Origin of the sequence: uncultured Cohaesibacter sp., from assembly GCF_963556055.3 — a bacterium.
Lineage (GTDB): Bacteria > Pseudomonadota > Alphaproteobacteria > Rhizobiales > Cohaesibacteraceae > Cohaesibacter.
The window spans coordinates 1-16,466 of the sequence record NZ_CAUVYE020000010.1 but is presented as its reverse complement, the minus strand read 5'-3'; the positions used below and the strand labels follow the sequence as shown (position 1 = coordinate 16,466).

9 protein-coding genes are annotated in these 16,466 nt (G+C 53.6%); 2 read left to right on the top strand and 7 right to left on the bottom strand.

Translation table 11 applies throughout. From position 1 onward, the window contains the following. Positions 1-93 precede the first annotated feature (93 nt). The 3 genes from ACHZB8_RS05595 to ACHZB8_RS05585 all read right to left on the bottom strand — a co-directional run bounded on the left by ACHZB8_RS05595 (position 94) and on the right by ACHZB8_RS05585 (position 5,522). Positions 94-2,253 carry a methyl-accepting chemotaxis protein gene (locus tag ACHZB8_RS05595; RefSeq protein ID WP_316859258.1) on the bottom strand — a complete coding sequence of 720 codons (2,160 nt, stop codon included), beginning with the start codon at positions 2,251-2,253 and terminating at the stop codon, positions 94-96. Between the two features lie 464 nt (positions 2,254-2,717). After that, positions 2,718-4,406: a methyl-accepting chemotaxis protein gene (locus tag ACHZB8_RS05590; protein WP_316859256.1), complete on the bottom strand. Its 1,689-nt coding sequence runs from the start codon at positions 4,404-4,406 to the stop codon at positions 2,718-2,720. 426 nt (positions 4,407-4,832) lie between these two features. Then, positions 4,833-5,522 carry an SOS response-associated peptidase gene (locus ACHZB8_RS05585; RefSeq protein WP_316859254.1) on the bottom strand — a complete coding sequence of 230 codons (690 nt, stop codon included), beginning with the start codon at positions 5,520-5,522 and terminating at the stop codon, positions 4,833-4,835. A 419-nt stretch (positions 5,523-5,941) separates the two neighbouring features. Here ACHZB8_RS05585 and ACHZB8_RS05580 point away from each other — a divergent pair, with 419 nt between their 5' ends. Continuing rightward, the gene (locus tag ACHZB8_RS05580) at positions 5,942-7,462 is read left to right on the top strand and encodes an MFS transporter (protein ID WP_316859252.1); all 1,521 of its coding nucleotides are present in this window, start codon (positions 5,942-5,944) and stop codon (positions 7,460-7,462) included. Positions 7,463-7,565: 103 nt separating this feature from the next. Here ACHZB8_RS05580 and ACHZB8_RS05575 read toward each other — a convergent pair whose 3' ends face one another. The 4 genes from ACHZB8_RS05575 to ACHZB8_RS05560 form a co-directional block, all read right to left on the bottom strand. After that, the gene (locus tag ACHZB8_RS05575) at positions 7,566-9,254 is read right to left on the bottom strand and encodes a cache domain-containing protein (protein WP_316859251.1); all 1,689 of its coding nucleotides are present in this window, start codon (positions 9,252-9,254) and stop codon (positions 7,566-7,568) included. Between the two features lie 337 nt (positions 9,255-9,591). Next, positions 9,592-12,456 (bottom strand): EAL domain-containing protein, encoded by a 2,865-nt coding sequence (locus tag ACHZB8_RS05570; RefSeq protein ID WP_316859249.1) that lies wholly within the window; start codon positions 12,454-12,456, stop codon positions 9,592-9,594. A gap of 259 nt (positions 12,457-12,715) precedes the next feature. After that, positions 12,716-13,855, bottom strand: coding sequence for a HAMP domain-containing methyl-accepting chemotaxis protein (locus ACHZB8_RS05565; RefSeq protein ID WP_316859247.1), 1,140 nt, complete (start codon positions 13,853-13,855; stop codon positions 12,716-12,718). A gap of 8 nt (positions 13,856-13,863) precedes the next feature. Further along, positions 13,864-14,454 (bottom strand): cache domain-containing protein, encoded by a 591-nt coding sequence (locus tag ACHZB8_RS05560; RefSeq protein ID WP_316859245.1) that lies wholly within the window; start codon positions 14,452-14,454, stop codon positions 13,864-13,866. A 667-nt stretch (positions 14,455-15,121) separates the two neighbouring features. Here ACHZB8_RS05560 and ACHZB8_RS05555 point away from each other — a divergent pair. Next, the gene (locus ACHZB8_RS05555) at positions 15,122-16,420 is read left to right on the top strand and encodes a multidrug effflux MFS transporter (protein WP_316859243.1); all 1,299 of its coding nucleotides are present in this window, start codon (positions 15,122-15,124) and stop codon (positions 16,418-16,420) included. Positions 16,421-16,466: the final 46 nt, after the last annotated feature.

The window sequence follows — 16,466 nt, the reverse complement described above, 5'->3', positions numbered from 1 at the left end:
TGTCCCCGATACATCCGTATTATTTACCATTAGCGGGAGTCTGCCCGAAAGCTGACAAGGCTTTCGAGCATCCATCTCGGACAAAGGCGAGGGTCATGCAGCGGCCTTGGATATCTGTCCTTCCCCCTGCAAACTGAAGCCACACTTGTCTGCATGTCTCCAGCAAAGGCGGGCAACGAGCATTTCACCATTTTCATCCTGAAGCCTTACCTCGTCACCGACCTCGATATCCTGAGGGACATTCTGAAGCGATAGTCCTGTCTCGCTGACATCGAGCAGAGGCAAGGTCAGGTCCATGCCTTTATGGAGAAGTGTCATCGTCCCATCACAGCTCTTGCGCAGTGAATGGCGTCTTTCTTCGATGTCTTCGGCAACTTCACGCAGGAAGTCTTCGACTGAAGAGGACAGATTTTTGCAGAAGTCGGCCAGCTCTTCGGATACAAGCCTAACCTTTTCGGCTTCCTCGCTGGTTTGGCTGATCGCTCCTGCAACGCCGACGACATTGTCTGAAGCTTCTCCCGTGCCATGGGCGGCGACCCTGATGGCTTGGGAGATTTCCCGGGTTACGGAGTCCTGCTGTTCCGTCGAGCTGACAATGTTGGCGGCCATGCTGTCAATGTCGTTGATTGCGTCACTCATGTTCATGATCGCATCGACGGCATTTTGGGTTGACCTCTGAACCGCAGTTATCTGGCTGGCGATTTCCTCGGTCGCCTTGGAGGTCTGTCCCGACAGGCTCTTGACTTCGGAGGCGACAATCGCAAAGCCCTTGCCTGCGGCGCCCGCTCTTGCGGCCTCAATCGTGGCATTGAGTGCAAGCAGATTGGTCTGGTCAGCGATGTCACGGATCATTCCCAATACGCTGCCGATATGCTCGACTGCGTCCGACAGGGCTGAAATGTCATGCTGCGCATTTTGTGCTGTTGAACGCAAGTGAGACACCACGTCATAGGAACGACTGGTCTGCCCGACAATGTCGCCGATTGATGCGGCCAGATCATCAACTGCGCTGGCAACGGTTTGCACGGAACTGTGGGAATTCTGTGTTGCCATGTTCGTGGACTGTGCCAGACAATCGGCAGATTGTGCGGCTTCTTTCAGGGTTTGGGCCGAGACGATCATGTTCCGATTGCCACCTTCGAGCGCGCTCAGCATGTTCCGGATCTTCGAGCGGAACTCGCCGACCACATAGGCCACCTTGTTCTGGCGCAGAACTTCATGTTCACGTTCGATACTGGCCTGCTGTTCCAGTTTGCGTCGTTCGATGAAATTGTCGCGAAAGACCGACAGTGCCCGCGTCATGTCGCCAAACTCGTCCTTGCGGTCAAGTCCATTCAGAGTGACATCGGGATCATTGTCCGCCAGTTGCAGCATTCCTCTTGTCAGGAAGGAGAGCGGTCTTGTGATTGAACGGGCCATGCTCAACGCCGCGATCACCATGGCAAGGACCAGCAAGGCAGCGACCAGATAAAAGACCAGCTCGGTTTTCTTCTGTTCCGCCTTGCCAAGGGCAATCTGGTCTGCACTGTCTTGCAGGACCTGTTCGGAATCCGCCTTGACCGATGCAATCAGATCGCTGACGGTCTGGCGGAAAGTATCCGCCTGCGCCTTCAGCTTTTTGTCGCCCTCCACCCAGGCAAGAAAGTCATGGTGATAGACTTTCAAATACCCTTTGAGTTCAAGTCTTGCGATGGCATTGAAGCCGAAGGATTTGAGAGAGGACAGAAGATTTGAATAAGAGGCCTCGAACGCCTCGATATGATCGGCTCTGGGCGCGAGCATATAGTCTTTTTCCTGCTGCCGCATGTCCAGTAGCATCGCCTTGGCATATCCGGCCCGATCCGCGATCTTGAGCTTGGTGATGAAGTGATCCATCTTTTCGTTGGCGCGCTCCACCGCTGCGCCAAGTTTGCCGCGAAGACCGTCATTCAGTCCAAGCCCGACTTCTTTTTGTAGGTCGACCAGTGTGGCAAAGCTCTCCGCGCTGGTCGTGATCTTGTCAAGAAGCGTGGCAACAGCCTCTCGGCGCTGCCGGGAGTGCACGGCATCAAGATCGATCGCGGAAGCCTTGATGAAAAGCGCGTTCACCTGGGTGGCTTTTTCCTCATCATGATTGAGTAGAAATTCTTCTGAAAAGCGGGCGGCCTGAAGGCTGTCGACAAGTATCCCATCCATCAACCGCACAAGCGCTGCGTTGGTGCGTTCCCTGGTCTGAACATCATGCAGGATGCCTTCGGTGCGGTGATTCAACATGATCAGGACGGCAAATCCTGCAATCATCAAAAAAACGCTGCGGGTGATTTTTTGTTTAACAGATACATGACGCAAAAAAGAAAATGACATGATTGCAAAGACGTCCCCGGTCTCGACATTTCCAAGACATGAGTTTGAAAATGTTCCGTACAATTTACAGTGGTAAAACACCCTTAGTTCTGTGCATGGGTGGTTAATAAAGACTGAAACAGAGTAGGACAAAAACGCGCAGATCGGCTCTTTGAAAAGATACCTGGGGGGCTTGGCGAGAAACCTCGTCGTGAGGGGTGGGCAGGGCAGTCGGAAAAAAGCCGGGGCCTTGGCGTTGGAAAGGCCGATATTGTTGGCAAGGATGGAAAGCTGCCTCTGCCATGTTTATCTTTTGACAGGGCGATCATGGACAAAGCCCGACCCTTGAGGGAGGGTCAGGCTCTGGCAGATTTTCCACAAATTATTGGCGCAGTTCAGACCACAGCCCTGTTGCGACGACGTTCAGGCCCCTTGTAATTGGGATCATTGCGTTTTCTGCGATCAAGCGGGCCGGTTCTGAGAACGAGAAGAAATTTCTTGATGTCCTGAGCCAGCTTTTCGGTTTCGCGTGTCATGCGGGTCGATACCTCCAGCACTTCGCCGGCGGTCAGGTGGGCGGTCTCGATCGCTCCGGCAACGCCAGAAACGCTGCTGTTCAGGGCGTCCGCCCCGTTGGCTGCCAAGGCGACATTTTGCGAGATCATTCTGGTCGCCGAGCTTTGCAGCTCCACCTTGGAGGCGATGCTCGTGGCCACTTGCTGGATCTCTTCCATGCTGGTGGAAACATCGCGAATGGACTGGACCGCTTTTTGTGTCGAACTCTGAATCTCGTTGATCTGTTGCGATACTTCTTCGGTCGCCTTTGCTGTCTGGGTAGCCAGAGCCTTGACCTCCTGCGCCACGACAGCAAAGCCGCGTCCCGCTTCGCCCGCCCGGGCAGCTTCGATGGTTGCGTTAAGGGCCAGAAGATTGGTTTGTTCGGCAAGCCCGTCGATCATCGTCACGATGTCACCGACCTTCTCGGCATTGAGTGCCAACGCCTCGATCTGGGCGCTTGAGCTTTGTGTCACGCTGCCAGCCTTGCTGATCGACGCCGTCGCCTGGGAAACCTGGGAGGAAATTTCGTGAATGGTTGTCGCCAGCTCTTCCGAGGCTGAGGAAACGCTTTTCACATTATCCGACGTATCCGAGGTTGTCGCGACAGCATCTTCAGACATCTTGGACGCCTCTGCGGCGGTCAGGCTCATGGTATTTGCGGTGTTGCGCAGATTGGCCGCCATTTCACTGACCAGTTCAAGCGTGCTCTCCGTTGCTTCCTTGAAAGCTTCGGCAGCCTTGTCGAACACATCCTTCTCGGCCAGACGGGCCGCCATGGATTTTTCATTCTGTGTCTTGAACTCATCCCGCTCCAAGCTGGTTTGCCGGAAGCGGTGGACGGTTTGCAACATGTCATTGACTTCCCGCACGCGAGATCTGGCCGGAAGCTCGCTATCATTCTGCTTCTCTTCGGTCAGATCCCGCAAAACGCGGCTGACCGCCGTGATCGGTCCGCAGATCTGACGGTTGAAACCCCATGAGAGCAGCAGGCCCAGAAGGAGCACGACAAGGGAGATGATCCCGAACAGCGCAAGCGTGTTGGTTCGTGTCGCGTCGAGCACGGTTCGGTCAAGCCCGATTACGCTGACCCCGATGACATTACCCGTGGCATCGCTGAGCGGGCTCATCCTGACAGCGAGGTGATCGGCACCGACGACGACGCTGGGAATGGTCATCACTTCCCTCAGAGCCTTTGACACAGGCTCGGGTGAATGCTCGTATCCCGTCGGGAAGGTCGAAGCGTGGCTCTTCAGCATGCCGGTGTCATTGAGAAAGATTGCCAGCAATGTTCCATCCTGCTCGGTGAAATGCCGAACAAAGTCATCCGCGACCTGTTCACCGAATTTCGTCTTGCCATCCACTTGGGAGATCTGCTCTTCAAGACGAGCGCTTTCATCAAAAAAGCGTTGCTCGAGACTCTCCTCGATAATATTTCCGGTAACCCACCAGCTTGCAGAAAAAAACAGGGCTGCACTGAAAAGTAGGCAGCCTGAAAATGCGATTGCGATCAATGAACGGAGCTGCATGGCTCAATACTCCTAAACACTCGGCTATGGCTCAGCACATACCAGTAGTTGAATAACTGTAATAAATACTTAATCGAAGCTTCTTGTTGCTGCTGATATTTTGAGCAAATAATAATGGATAAATAAGTATAATATTTCTCTATGTAAGTATTTAAAAATATATTTTGTTTTTGTTTTGTATATATTTAATCGATTTGAGGGATATTGGATTTTTGTTTGGATTTGTCGAATAGTAGCGACGATCTTGGCGTGAATTTGTACGCAACCAAACATATTGGAGTGCGCGGGCGACACGGCTTGCCATTCTGCCGCCTTGCCCCGCGCTTCTTTAGCTGCATGGCAAAAGCACGGCTCAATCGGTGCTTGTTATGCGATCCCGAAAACCGGCCCGGCCATGGTTGTGGCTCCCGGCCCATGGTTGCGGCTTCAGAGCAGCAGCCCCGTTTCCTTGTAGGGAGCGATGAGCTCTGGCCCCGAAGCACGGCTGTTGCCCACCGCTCTGTCGACCCGGTAGGAAATCAGCTCGCTGTCGCGATGTTCCCGGAGCAGGCAACGGGCATCATCCATGCCGGTCTCTTGATCGAGCCAATTGTCAAAGCTGGAAGGTTTGAGGATTACCGGCATGCGGGGATGAATATGTCTGATCTCTTCCACCGCCGGAGCTGTCAGGATCGTGCAGCTATGCAAATCAAGCGCTGCGTTGTAGCTGCACAGACCGGCAAAGGCGAAGGGCTCGAAATCAGGTAGATGCAAGAGGTGCGGATCCTTCTTGCCGTCGATCTTGCTGGTCGTCCACTCATAATAGCCATCCGCCGGGATGAGGCAGCGCCCGCTCTTGAAGGCGTCCCGGAAAGACGGCTTGTTATGGGCTTCCTCGGATCGGGCATTGAACATGGGATATTGGCTTTGCAATTCCCTGGCCCAATGGGGCACGAGCCACCAGCGTCCCTCCTGAAGCTGCCGTTTGCCCGCTTGTTCTTTCACATAGAAAACATCCTGTGTCGGGGCGATATTGTAGCGGGCCGGCATGTTGCGGGCAGTGTCTTCAGGGCGAATGAGATTATACATCTCATAGATTTCGGCCCATGATCCCTTGAGAATGAAACGTCCGCACATGGCCTTTACTAATCCCGTTCTTGTTTTCTCTCGCCTCTTTGTGGCTGCAAAGGCTAGGATCATTCCTGCCGCTTGTCCAGATCCTGTCCCGGCTTGCTTTCTCAAGCCCCGAAATCCTGGAGGGGCGGGAGCCTGCATCGATCTTCCCCATTTTTGACCTTTTTGCAAAGGGACGGCAAAATGACTTATGGAGTTTGGAAGTTAGTCCTTGCAATGCCGGGCAAATTACCCCAAGGGTGGCGCAAAGGCACCCGTCGACCCAATGTCTGTTTCCAACCGGAGCTGTGGCCGAAACGGGACGTGCCGTGCGTCTGGACGTTCCTGATACCAAGCCGGGGGCGTTCTGGCCCTAAAATCACATCTGTTTTCATATTTGCCATCAGAGCAGATCTTGCACCCTATTCGTAAGGATGGTTGTCATGGCCAAGATGCTTGCACCGATTGCCTCTCTCCTTTTTTCCGTCACCTTGCTATTGCTCGGTCATGGCTTGCAGAGCACGCTTGTACCGCTCGCCTCGCGAGCCCTTGATTTCAGCAATTTCCTGATCGGTCTGGGAGCATCCGCCTATTTTGTCGGCTTCATTGTTGGCGGTATCGTCACGCCTCATGTCGTTGTCAGGGCAGGGCATATCCGTGGCTTTGCGGTCATGGTTTCGTCCATGTCTGCCGCCGCCTTGCTGCATCCTCTGGTTACCCATGCGGAAGCTTGGATCCTGTTCCGTTTCATTACCGGCTTTTGTATCTCCGGGCTCTATCTCATCATCGAGAGCTGGCTGAATGAATTTGCCGACAATTCCAATCGCGGCGTCATCATGTCGTCCTATATCATCGTCAACTTTGCCGCTTTCACCGCGGGGCAGTTGATGGTGACGCTGGCGCAGCCAGAGGGCTTTTATCTGTTCGCCATCGCCTCGATCATCATTTCGGTTGCCGTGATGCCCGTTGCCATGACGAAAGCCGCCCAGCCAGCTCCCATCGCCATCGTCAAGCTGGAATTGCCGAAGGTCTTTCGCACCTCGCCAGCGGCCATTGTTTCGGCCTTCATTGTCGGCATGGTGCTTGGCACACATCTGGCCTTTGCGCCGATCTATGCGGTGGAAAAGGGGTATGACGCCATCAAGCAGGCTCCGGTCTTTGCCGCGATGCTGGGTCTTGGTGGCATGATCACGCAATGGCCGCTCGGGCGCTTTTCCGACAGGATGGATCGCCGCATTGTGTTGCTCGGCATCAGTATCCTTGGCATTTTCGCGTCCATTGCCATAACTATGCTTGACGGAGCATCCTTCTATCTGTTCTTGCTGGTTGGCGTTCTTATCGGAGCCCTGACACAGCCAGCCTATTCGCTTGCTGCCGCCCATGGGTATGACAATGCCAAGGAAAACGGCTATGTCCGCATGGCCGCCGGTTTGCTTGTGTCCTTCGGATTGGGATCCTCCATAGGGCCATCGGCCACGTCCCTCATCATGCCTTATATCGGTGCAGATGCGGTGTTTCTGTTTCCCGCTTTGTTGCTTGGTTGTCTCAGCGTCTATCTCATCTTGCGCATTCGATACAAGGATCCGGTGCGCGAAGCACAGAAAGAGGATTTCGACCTGGCGGCAACCTCGGCGGCTCTGGGCGGTGTTGTCTCGCCTGAGCTGATCAGCGAGGAAGACCGCTATGTTGTTGTTCCTGATGCATGGGAGCCGCAAGAGGAAGAGCCAGATGAAGCAGTCCCATCAGACGTGACGTCGGACGTGACCGGGAAGGCCGGGGTAAGTGCTGAAACTCCCGCAGCCCCCGACAAGACCGAGGCGCTGGATGTCTCGGAAAATGCCGCTACGGGAACCGGCAATCAAGAACCAGAAGGCCCCACCGGGGAAAAGGAAGCGGATGCCGCTGAGAGCGGACGCCCCAAAGACGAGAGCCCTTCAAGACAAAAGACAGATCCTGCCGAATAACAAAATGGCCCCGGCAGTCTTGATGCCGGGGCCGTTCAAGCTTTGATGAGGGGGGGCGGAGCTTTCGTCAGGGCCACCCTCTCTTTCTTGTCGTGACAGTCGATCAGGCGGACTGTTCTCTTACATCCCGAAGGAAGCTGTCTACGCGCAGTCTGAGTTGATCCGCCTCTTTTTGCAGCCGTTCCGAAGAGCCATTGACGACGGAAGCGGTTTCCTGCGTTTTCTCGGCCGTTTGCGAAACAGCGCCCACGCTGTTGGAGACTTCGCTGGTGACTGCCGATGCCTGAGCGACGTTGGTCGCGATATCCTGTGTTGCTGCCCGTTGCTCTTCAACGGCTGCCGCGATCTGACCGGAAATCTGGCTGAGATTCTCGATCGTATGGGAGATTTCCGAGATGGCGGTCACCGCCAGATTGGTTTCCTGCTGGATATCGGAAATCTGCTTGTCGATTTCCTCGGTTGCCTTCGAGGTCTGGTTGGCAAGCTCCTTGACCTCGGCTGCAACCACCGCAAAGCCGCGGCCCGCTTCGCCCGCTCTTGCGGCCTCAATGGTTGCGTTGAGGGCAAGGAGATTGGTCTGCTCGGCAATGGCCTGAATGAGTGTAACCACTTCTGAAATCTGCTTGGCAGCGTGTGCAAGTCGTTCCACCCGGTCATTGGTGCTTGTTGCCTCGTTCGAGGCCTTGAGTGCCATGTCATTGGAAGACTGAACCTGACGGGCAACCTCGTTGACCGAAGCGGCCAATTGCTCGGCTGCCGATGCCACGGCTTCAACATTGCTTGAGGCTTGCTGAGAGGACATCGACACCTGCTCGCTCTGGACCGAAGTATCTCGGGCATTCTGGCTCATGACATTGGAGGCGTTCTGAAGGTCGCCAGCCGCTTCCGAGACGGTTGCAAGCATTTTCTCAACCTCTGCATCAAAGTTCTGGCAGAGACCTTGAACGATCTGTCCCTGTTTCAACGCCAGAGCCTGATTTTTCTCATGGCTGGCCAGTTCGGCTTTGCGGCTGTTTTCGTTTTTGACGAAGATTTGCATGGCCTGCGCCATCTTGCCGATTTCATCTTCCCGGTCGGTTTCCGAAACGGTGATGTCGGAGTTGCCATCTGCCAGGCTGCGCATATTGCTTACCAGCGCAGAGAGCGGTTTGCTGACCGAGCGAATAGCGGAATAGGACACAAGGCCGGATACCAGAATAGCGATGAGCGTCGCAATCACGGCAATAATGGCCTCTTCATAGAAGACCTCATCAAGGTCGGATATATAGACGCCGGTTCCCAGCATCCATTCCCATTCGGGTACGCTGTCCGCCCAGCTCATCTTGGCAACCGCTTCGTCACTGCCCGGTTTTGGCCAGTTGTAGATATGCTTCCCGCCGCCTGCCTTGGCGATGTTTATGAGATCGCGCACCAGATAGTTGCCATCTGAGTCCTGCATTCCGAGCAGGTTCTGGCCGATCAGTTTCTTGTCCGGAAGAACCAGATTGACGCCATCCCACTGGTAAACAAACACATAGCCCGAACCGTCATCATAGCGCATGGCGCTGATCGCGTCCTTCGCCTTTGTCTGGGCTTCCTGCCGGGTCATTTCGCCCGATTTCTCCAACTCATAATAGAGTTGGGCAATGGTTTTGGCTGAATCAGTGATGTGCTCCAGACTTGCCAGGCGCTCTGAATGCAGAGAGCTTTTCAGATTGGACAAACTGAACACGGAGAGTGCGATCATGAAAAAGAAGATCACGATGCTTGGAATAGCGATTTTCCAGGCGAGTGGGAGCTTTGAAAGGGTCATGGGTGCCGTCCGGGAGTCCTAAACGAAATCGATTGGGAACACACTGGGCAGTCCCAGGTAAACAACCGGTAAAACAAATACCCATTCAAATGAAGTGACTGACTTTTTTATTTGAACGGTATTAATACATAGACATTCTTCTGAGGGGTCCTTGAATTTTATCCAAAGGTTGTAGACTATTTTTCGGGTTTTTCCCTATCAAATGCTTAAAATTGCAGAGTGTGGGAATGGGAGTGCAATCAGAAATTGATCTGGCTTGATGAATGAAAGACGAAGAGCCCGGCTGCACCAGGCGCGGCCGGTCTCCTTCATTGGCTTAGAGAGAAGCGCCGGGCCCTTAGCGCGAGATAACCGTTTTGGGAGCAATCGAGAGATGCTCATGACGGATCTGGCGTGGGCCGGAAGGCGATAGAAGGCCAATATGGCGTTTTTCCCTGATCCAGTTGGTCATGTCGTTAAAACACAGGGGTCTGGAGACCAGATATCCCTGAACCGAACAGTTGGCAATCTGGGAAACCGTCGACAGTTGCTGATGCGTCTCGATGCCCTCACAGACCACGCGCAACTGCATCATCTTGGACATCGACATGACCACTTCGACGATTGCCTTCTGTTTCTCGTTTACGGCGATATTGTTGACAAAGGAACGATCAATCTTGATGCCATCCACGGGCAGATTGGAGAGATGGGAAAGCGATGCGTAGCCGGTGCCGAAATCGTCGAGTTCCACATGCACGCCTCTGGCGGCAAGGGTTTCGAACAGCTCGTTGATATAGGTGTAGCGATCATCGAGCAGCATGCTCTCCAGCAGCTCCACCGCCAACAGGTCTGGATTGACCCCGTATTTCTCCATGCTGTAGCAGAAGTCATCGACGAGCGTCTGTTTTTTCAGATGTGCAGGCGAGAGATTGACCGACAGGCGCCCGAAATGGAGCCCTTCTTCGCTCCAGGATCGCACAGCCATCATGGCCTTGTCGAAAATCACATTGCCGAGGGCCGATGCCATGCCGTTGCTTTCCACGATCTCCATGAACAGTCCCGGCGGCAACTGACCCCGTTCGGGATGGTTCCAGCGCACCAGCGCTTCGATGCCCGTTATGCTCTCGTCGATCGTGCTGATCTGCGGCTGGAAATAAAGCTCGAACTCGTCAAGCCGCAGCGCTGCGCGCACATCCGCCTCGATGGAGGCTTCTGAATCGAGTTTTTCCTTCATTTCGGCGGAGAAGAACTGATACCCGTCCCGACCCATTTCCTTTGTCTTGTAGAGCGCCAGATCCGCATACATCATCAGTGAGGCAAGATCCGTTGCGTCGTCCGGGTAAAGCGCGATACCAAGGGAAACCGTTGGCCACAGCGTCGCCCCTTCGTATGGCACCGGAATGGCTATGAGGTCGGTCAGTTCCTGACACAGGCTCTCCAGCTCTTCGCTCGAGATATTCGTCACCGTCGCAACGAATTCGTCCCCACCCCAGCGATAGGGCTTGAATGTCGGAACCTTTGAGGCGAGGAAAGAGAGCCTTGAGCCGATTTCCTTGAGCAGATGATCGCCCGAAATATGCCCCATGGAGTCATTCACCCGCTTGAATTTGTCGATATCGATTTGAATGATCGCAAACCGGTCTCTGGGTTTGCCATCCTTGAACATCTGTTCAAGGTCCTGCTGGCAATGGGCTCTGTTGGGCAAGGTCGTCAGAGCGTCGAAATAGGCGATGTCCGTGAGTGCATCGCGGGCGCGTTCCAGTTCTGCCTGCCTCTTTCTGTCCTCGGTTATGTCGATGAAGTTGGAAATGGCGTCGCCATTTTCGAGCCGCGAATTATAAAGGATCAGATGGGTTCCATCGCGCATGACGATAATGAGTTCCATCTCGTCATTTGAGATGAATTTCCGGTGCGCGGCTTTGATCCACTCTTCGGTCATCTCGTCGCTATTCTGCCAGATCTTCTTTTCGGCACCAAGTTGCATAAACCGCTCGAAGCTGAGGCCGGGCACAATCCATTCTTCGATCTCTTCGTGGAAATTGCGGAAGGCTTCATTGACCATGAGCAGTTTGCTCTCTTTGTCCCAAATGGCAAAGCCGCTCTTCATCGAATTGATCGAGTCGAGAAGTCTCTGATGCGTTTCCTTCTGCGCGGCCTGTGCTGACATGAGCGCCTTGGCCGTAGCTTCAGCCTCTTCATTCTTGCGCTTGAGATCGGCAATCATTCTGTAACGGTCTGTTGCGTCCAGATGAACAACGACAAATCCACCATCCTGAAGCGGCCACATGCTGATTTCCAAATGACGCCCAGCCGGATTTATCCGATCAAAATGGATGGTTTCGTTGCTCTTGAGCAAGTCCAGCCTTTCCTTGAGGATCTCATCCGGCTCTACCGAGCCATATTCGCCACGCGCTGCGTTGATGCGAACAATATCCTCATAGGTTGATCCCACGGGCAGGTCCTCCGGAGAGGTTTCCAGCAGATCATAGGTGGCGCGATTGGCAAGGATCAACCGCTTGTCCTTGTCGAAGGCGGTGATGCTGCCCGGGAAATGCTTGAATGTTGTATCGAGGAGCTGATTGCTCTTCTGCAATTCGGCCTCGTGGGACTTGATACTTGTTATGTCGGTACGGATCGAGATGAATTCATCCACGCGTCCGTCCTGATTTTGAAGCGGCACAATGGTGGTGGCAACCCAGTAGAGGCTACCATCCTTGGCCCGGTTGCAGATTTCGCCATGCCAGGTCTTGCCCCTCAGGACATTCGCATAGAGCCCGGAAAAGAATGTCTGATCATGGATGCCGGAATTGAGAATGCGATGATCCTCGCCAATCAGCTCCTCTTGCGAATAGCCAGAGATCTCGCAGAATTTGTCGTTGGCATAGGTGATCCTGCCGTCCCGATTCGTGATCGAGATGATGGCGTGAGCATCAATGCCCACTTTTTGCCTTGCAAAATTTTCCGCCTGTCGCAGCAGCTTTCCTTGTGTCTCTTCCAGCTCTCGGGCTTTCTGTAGAGCCTGCTGATGGGCAAGGCGCAGGAAAAGCAGGAAAAGCAGGCTGGCAAAGATCAGACCATGGGTCAGAATTGAAAGCAGAGGAGGCACCGTGATGGACTTGTCGAAATCCACGATGGCGATCAGGGAAATCCCGGCAAGCGTCATGACGACAGAAAGAGTCGACAAAATAATCCGATGGCGCCTGCCATGCAAAAGCGTCTTCATTGGCTATCCCAGCCTCACCCCTAGAAGGGACAGCGTTATGCTTGGATCGCTGTCTCAGTCCAAATTATTTGCCCACGCAAAGTGGGTTTGATCCGAGGATGCCAGAAAAGTGTTGAAATAGTTATAAGCTGGAAACAAATGCACACCGTGCGTCAAAACCGGGGTGATCGAACGCGTTTTACCCTCCGGCGGCGCCCATGGCCTCACTTAAGAGAGGGAATGGGCAAAAGTTTTTCCTTTTGATGCCGGTTTTTCACAATCAGGCAGCTTCTGATGTCGCTTTTTGTGTCTGTTTGTAAATGGACTGAAGGAACTGGTCGACCTGGATGGCCAGATTTTCGATCTGGTCCTGCAAGGCCTGGGCATTGTTTGACATGACCTCGGCCCCTTCCGAGTTTTTGCTTGCGATCTGCCCCATCATGCTCGCATTTTCCGAAGCGTCGCGACTGCCCGCAGCCGCTTGCACGATATTGGAGCTGATTTCCCCGGCCGCAATGCCTTGCTCTTCCACCGCCGCCGCGATGGTGCTGGAAATGGCGGTCATCTTGTCTATGGTATTCTCCAGCCGTCCGATAGCATGAATGGCATCGGCGATATTGGACTGTATGGCGTTGATCTGTCCGGATATTTCCTCGGTAGCCTTGCCGGTCTGTAGGGCCAGATCCTTGACCTCGACGGCAACCACGGCAAAGCCCTTGCCCGCATCTCCAGCCCTTGCCGCCTCTATCGTTGCATTGAGGGCAAGCAGGTTGGTCTGGCCTGCAATCTCCTGAATGAGGCCAACAATATGACCGATGGCTGAGGAGGCGTCATTCAGGTTCGACATCACCTCATTGGCTTTCTGCACTTCTTCGAAAGCGCTGTGCGCCACTTGAGTGGATTCTGACATCTGGCCAGAAATCTCAATGATGGAGGCCGACATTTCCTCGGACGCATTGGCAACGGTTCCGACATTGCTACTGGCTTCTTCCATGGCCGAATAAACGCTTTGCAAACGGTCTGTATTCTCTCTGGATCTGCTCGCCAGCCCGTTGGTTTCCTTTCCAAGCTCAACAGAGGAATGACGCACCTGATCGATGATGGTCCGGACGGTCTGGTCGAACTCGGCTGCGATGTCCAGCATCATGCGGCATTTTTCTGCTTCTGCCTGCGCTTCTTTCAGGCTTTGCTGTTCTTCCAGTTGAATCCTTTGCCGGGCGTTGTCCCTGAAGATCACCATTGCCCTGTTCATGCTGCCGATCTCATCTTCTCTGTCACAATGGGCAATGTCGACATCAAGATGTCCTTGGGCCAGCTCCAGCATCGACTGGACAAGTCTCATGATCGGTCGGGTGATCGAGAGGGCAATGAGTGCGGAAATGAGGGCGATCACCACAAAGATAATGAACCCGCTGCTCAAGAGATGCATCACCCTTGTTTGCAGATTGGCCTGAAGCTCGTCAATATATGCTCCGGTTCCACGATCCAGCCCCAGTCCTTATAGGATTGGACATAGGACATTTTCATCACCGGCTGGCGTGACTGGGGGTGTGGCCATTCATAGCGCAGCATGCCGCCATTTTCCTGCTGGCCGATCCTGACAAGCTCCTGAAAGACATATGTGCCGTTGGGATCTGTGATTTCAGTGAAATCCTTGCCCACATTCGAGGGATCCGTACCATGCATCAACATGATCCGGTTCATGTCATTGATCCAGAAATAGTCAGTGTCGTTGTAGCGCATCCGGGAAAGAAGGCTCATGGCTCTGGTCTTGGCTTCCTGTTCGGAGATCTGGCCCGCTTTTGCCTGCTCGTCGAATGTTTCGATGACCGAGAGCGCTGTTTGCACGAGATGATGCAATTCCTCCGCCTTTGAAGCTTCGAGATCCGATTTGCTGTTAAGGCTTGCCTGCAAGGTTATGGCGCCAATCCCGACAACCGCCAGAAAGACGAGAAAATATATTTTTGCGGAAAGGCCTTTCATCCAGGCGGGCATGGCGGAAATCAAATTGGAAAGCATGGCGACTATCTCCAAAATCTATCGAAGGCGCTTGCGACCTATGAAAATCAACGTGGCATAACAGAAGATCGGACCTGTGCTACATTTGGACGGCAGAGTTAAAAAGTGTAAAATCAAGAGGAAATTAAGTATAAATTTCAAATTTAGCAGTAATTACCCGGGTTTACCTAAATTAATTGAGTCCAATTCGGATGAGTGAATATAATGATATTGTTACAGTAAATAGCAAAAGCAAATCTGTTGAATATTCATATGCAAACAAACTATAGAAATTGATAATTTACATAAATCATCTGGCGATAATCGATAATTTTACTGATGTTATTATATTATTGCATGCCTGTATGGTCTTTGCCTGATTTTTCAAATTGAAATCGCATGGCCGGCGACATTGGTGTCTGGTTCCGTTTCCTGTGCATTGAATGGCGCGACCGGAGGACTGCGACTTTCTGTCTTGACGATTTCGCGCCAAATAATGCTGGCCTTCCCAAAGGGCCGATGTTAAGTAAGATCGCTATAATCAATGCAATCAGCCTCGTTTGAGGCGGACCCGTGCTGCCCGGTCCCGGACAGTCGTGGCTTTCAAATAATACACCTATTTCGTGCAGCCGGATTCCTTTGCGAAGACGGATGGCTGCGTTTTTTGCCAGTTTCAAGGACGCTCTTTATGACTGAAAGACCCGGTTCAAAACCGAGCCAGATGCCGCAATCAAAAACCGCGCCCCAGGGAGAGGCTGAAAAGTCCGCCCAGAATTTGCCATTTGCCGAGTTCATTTCTCTGATGGCGCTGCTGATGTCGCTGGCAGCCTTGTGTACGGATGCAATCCTGCCTGCCTTCAGTGTGATCGGAACGGAACTGGGGCATGCTGCGCCTCAGGACTTGCAGAAGATCATTACCCTGTTTTTTGCCGGACTGGCGGTCGGGCAATTGATCTATGGTCCTTTCTCGGATCAGTTGGGACGCAAGAAAGCCATCTTTGTCGGCCTGGTGATTTTCATGATCGGCAATTTGCTCAGCTGGATATCGACCAGCTTCGAGATGTTGCTCGTGGGGCGTTTTCTGCAAGGTCTGGGTGTTGCCGGTCCGCGCGTGGTGATGATTGCTCTCATCCGGGATCTTTATGCAGGGCGAGCCATGGCGCGCATCATGTCATTCGTGATGGGGCTGTTCATCTTCGTGCCTGCGCTGGCCCCCACCATGGGCCAGTCGGTGATGTTTCTGGCTGGCTGGCGGTCTGTCTTCTTCGTGTTCATTCTGCTCTCGGCCATCGGTGGCCTCTGGCTGGCGTTCCGGCAGCGGGAAACCTTGCCGCCTGATCGGCGTATTCCCGTGACGCCCTCAACCCTTTGGAGCGGAACGGTCGATTCCTTTACGATTCCCAGCTGCTTTGGCTACATGGTCGCTGCCGGCTTTGTGGCTGGTCCCTTCATGCTCTATCTCAGCACGGCTCAGGATCTGTTTCAAACCACATATGGACTGGGAGCAGCCTTTCCCTTTGCCTTTGCCGGACTGGCGATGTCGGTTGGCCTGGCGTCCTTTCTCAACAGTCGGCTTGTGATGCGATATGGCATGCGCTTCCTTGCGAGAGCCGCTCTGTATGGCATGGTCTGCATGGCATCTCTCGCACTTGTTTTCTCTTTCACCTCCGGCTTTGTTCCTCCGCTCTGGCTGCTCTATGTTTTCTTCTGCCCGTTGTTTTTCTGCATCGGCGTTCTGTTCGGCAATTTGAACACGCTGGCCATGGAAGAAGTGGGACATATTGCCGGGCTCGCATCGGCGCTGGTGGGATCTGTCTCCACACTCATTGCCATGGCCATCGCAACCTTCATGGGATATGTCTATGACGGTACCATTCTGGCGCTGGCGGGAAGCTTCATCGCGTGCGGCTTGATCACGTTGATAATCGTGTTCTTCACCGAGCGCTGGAGAGCGGCAAGGAGCGCGGCCCTCGCGCTTGGAAACTGACAGGCTTGGGAAACTGACCGGAAAGAAGGCATGCACAGGCAGATCT

What these genes read in the sequence shown, in the direction of transcription:
- ACHZB8_RS05595 (WP_316859258.1), bottom strand. Translation starts at nt 2,253, where the DNA reads ATGTTGAATCACCGCACCGAAGGCATCCTGCATGATGTTCAGACCAGG.
- ACHZB8_RS05590 (WP_316859256.1), bottom strand. Translation starts at nt 4,406, where the DNA reads ATGCAGCTCCGTTCATTGATCGCAATCGCATTTTCAGGCTGCCTACTT.
- ACHZB8_RS05585 (WP_316859254.1), bottom strand. Translation starts at nt 5,522, where the DNA reads ATGTGCGGACGTTTCATTCTCAAGGGATCATGGGCCGAAATCTATGAG.
- ACHZB8_RS05580 (WP_316859252.1), top strand. Translation starts at nt 5,942, where the DNA reads ATGGCCAAGATGCTTGCACCGATTGCCTCTCTCCTTTTTTCCGTCACC.
- ACHZB8_RS05575 (WP_316859251.1), bottom strand. Translation starts at nt 9,254, where the DNA reads ATGACCCTTTCAAAGCTCCCACTCGCCTGGAAAATCGCTATTCCAAGC.
- ACHZB8_RS05570 (WP_316859249.1), bottom strand. Translation starts at nt 12,456, where the DNA reads ATGAAGACGCTTTTGCATGGCAGGCGCCATCGGATTATTTTGTCGACT.
- ACHZB8_RS05560 (WP_316859245.1), bottom strand. Translation starts at nt 14,454, where the DNA reads ATGCTTTCCAATTTGATTTCCGCCATGCCCGCCTGGATGAAAGGCCTT.
- ACHZB8_RS05555 (WP_316859243.1), top strand. Translation starts at nt 15,122, where the DNA reads ATGACTGAAAGACCCGGTTCAAAACCGAGCCAGATGCCGCAATCAAAA.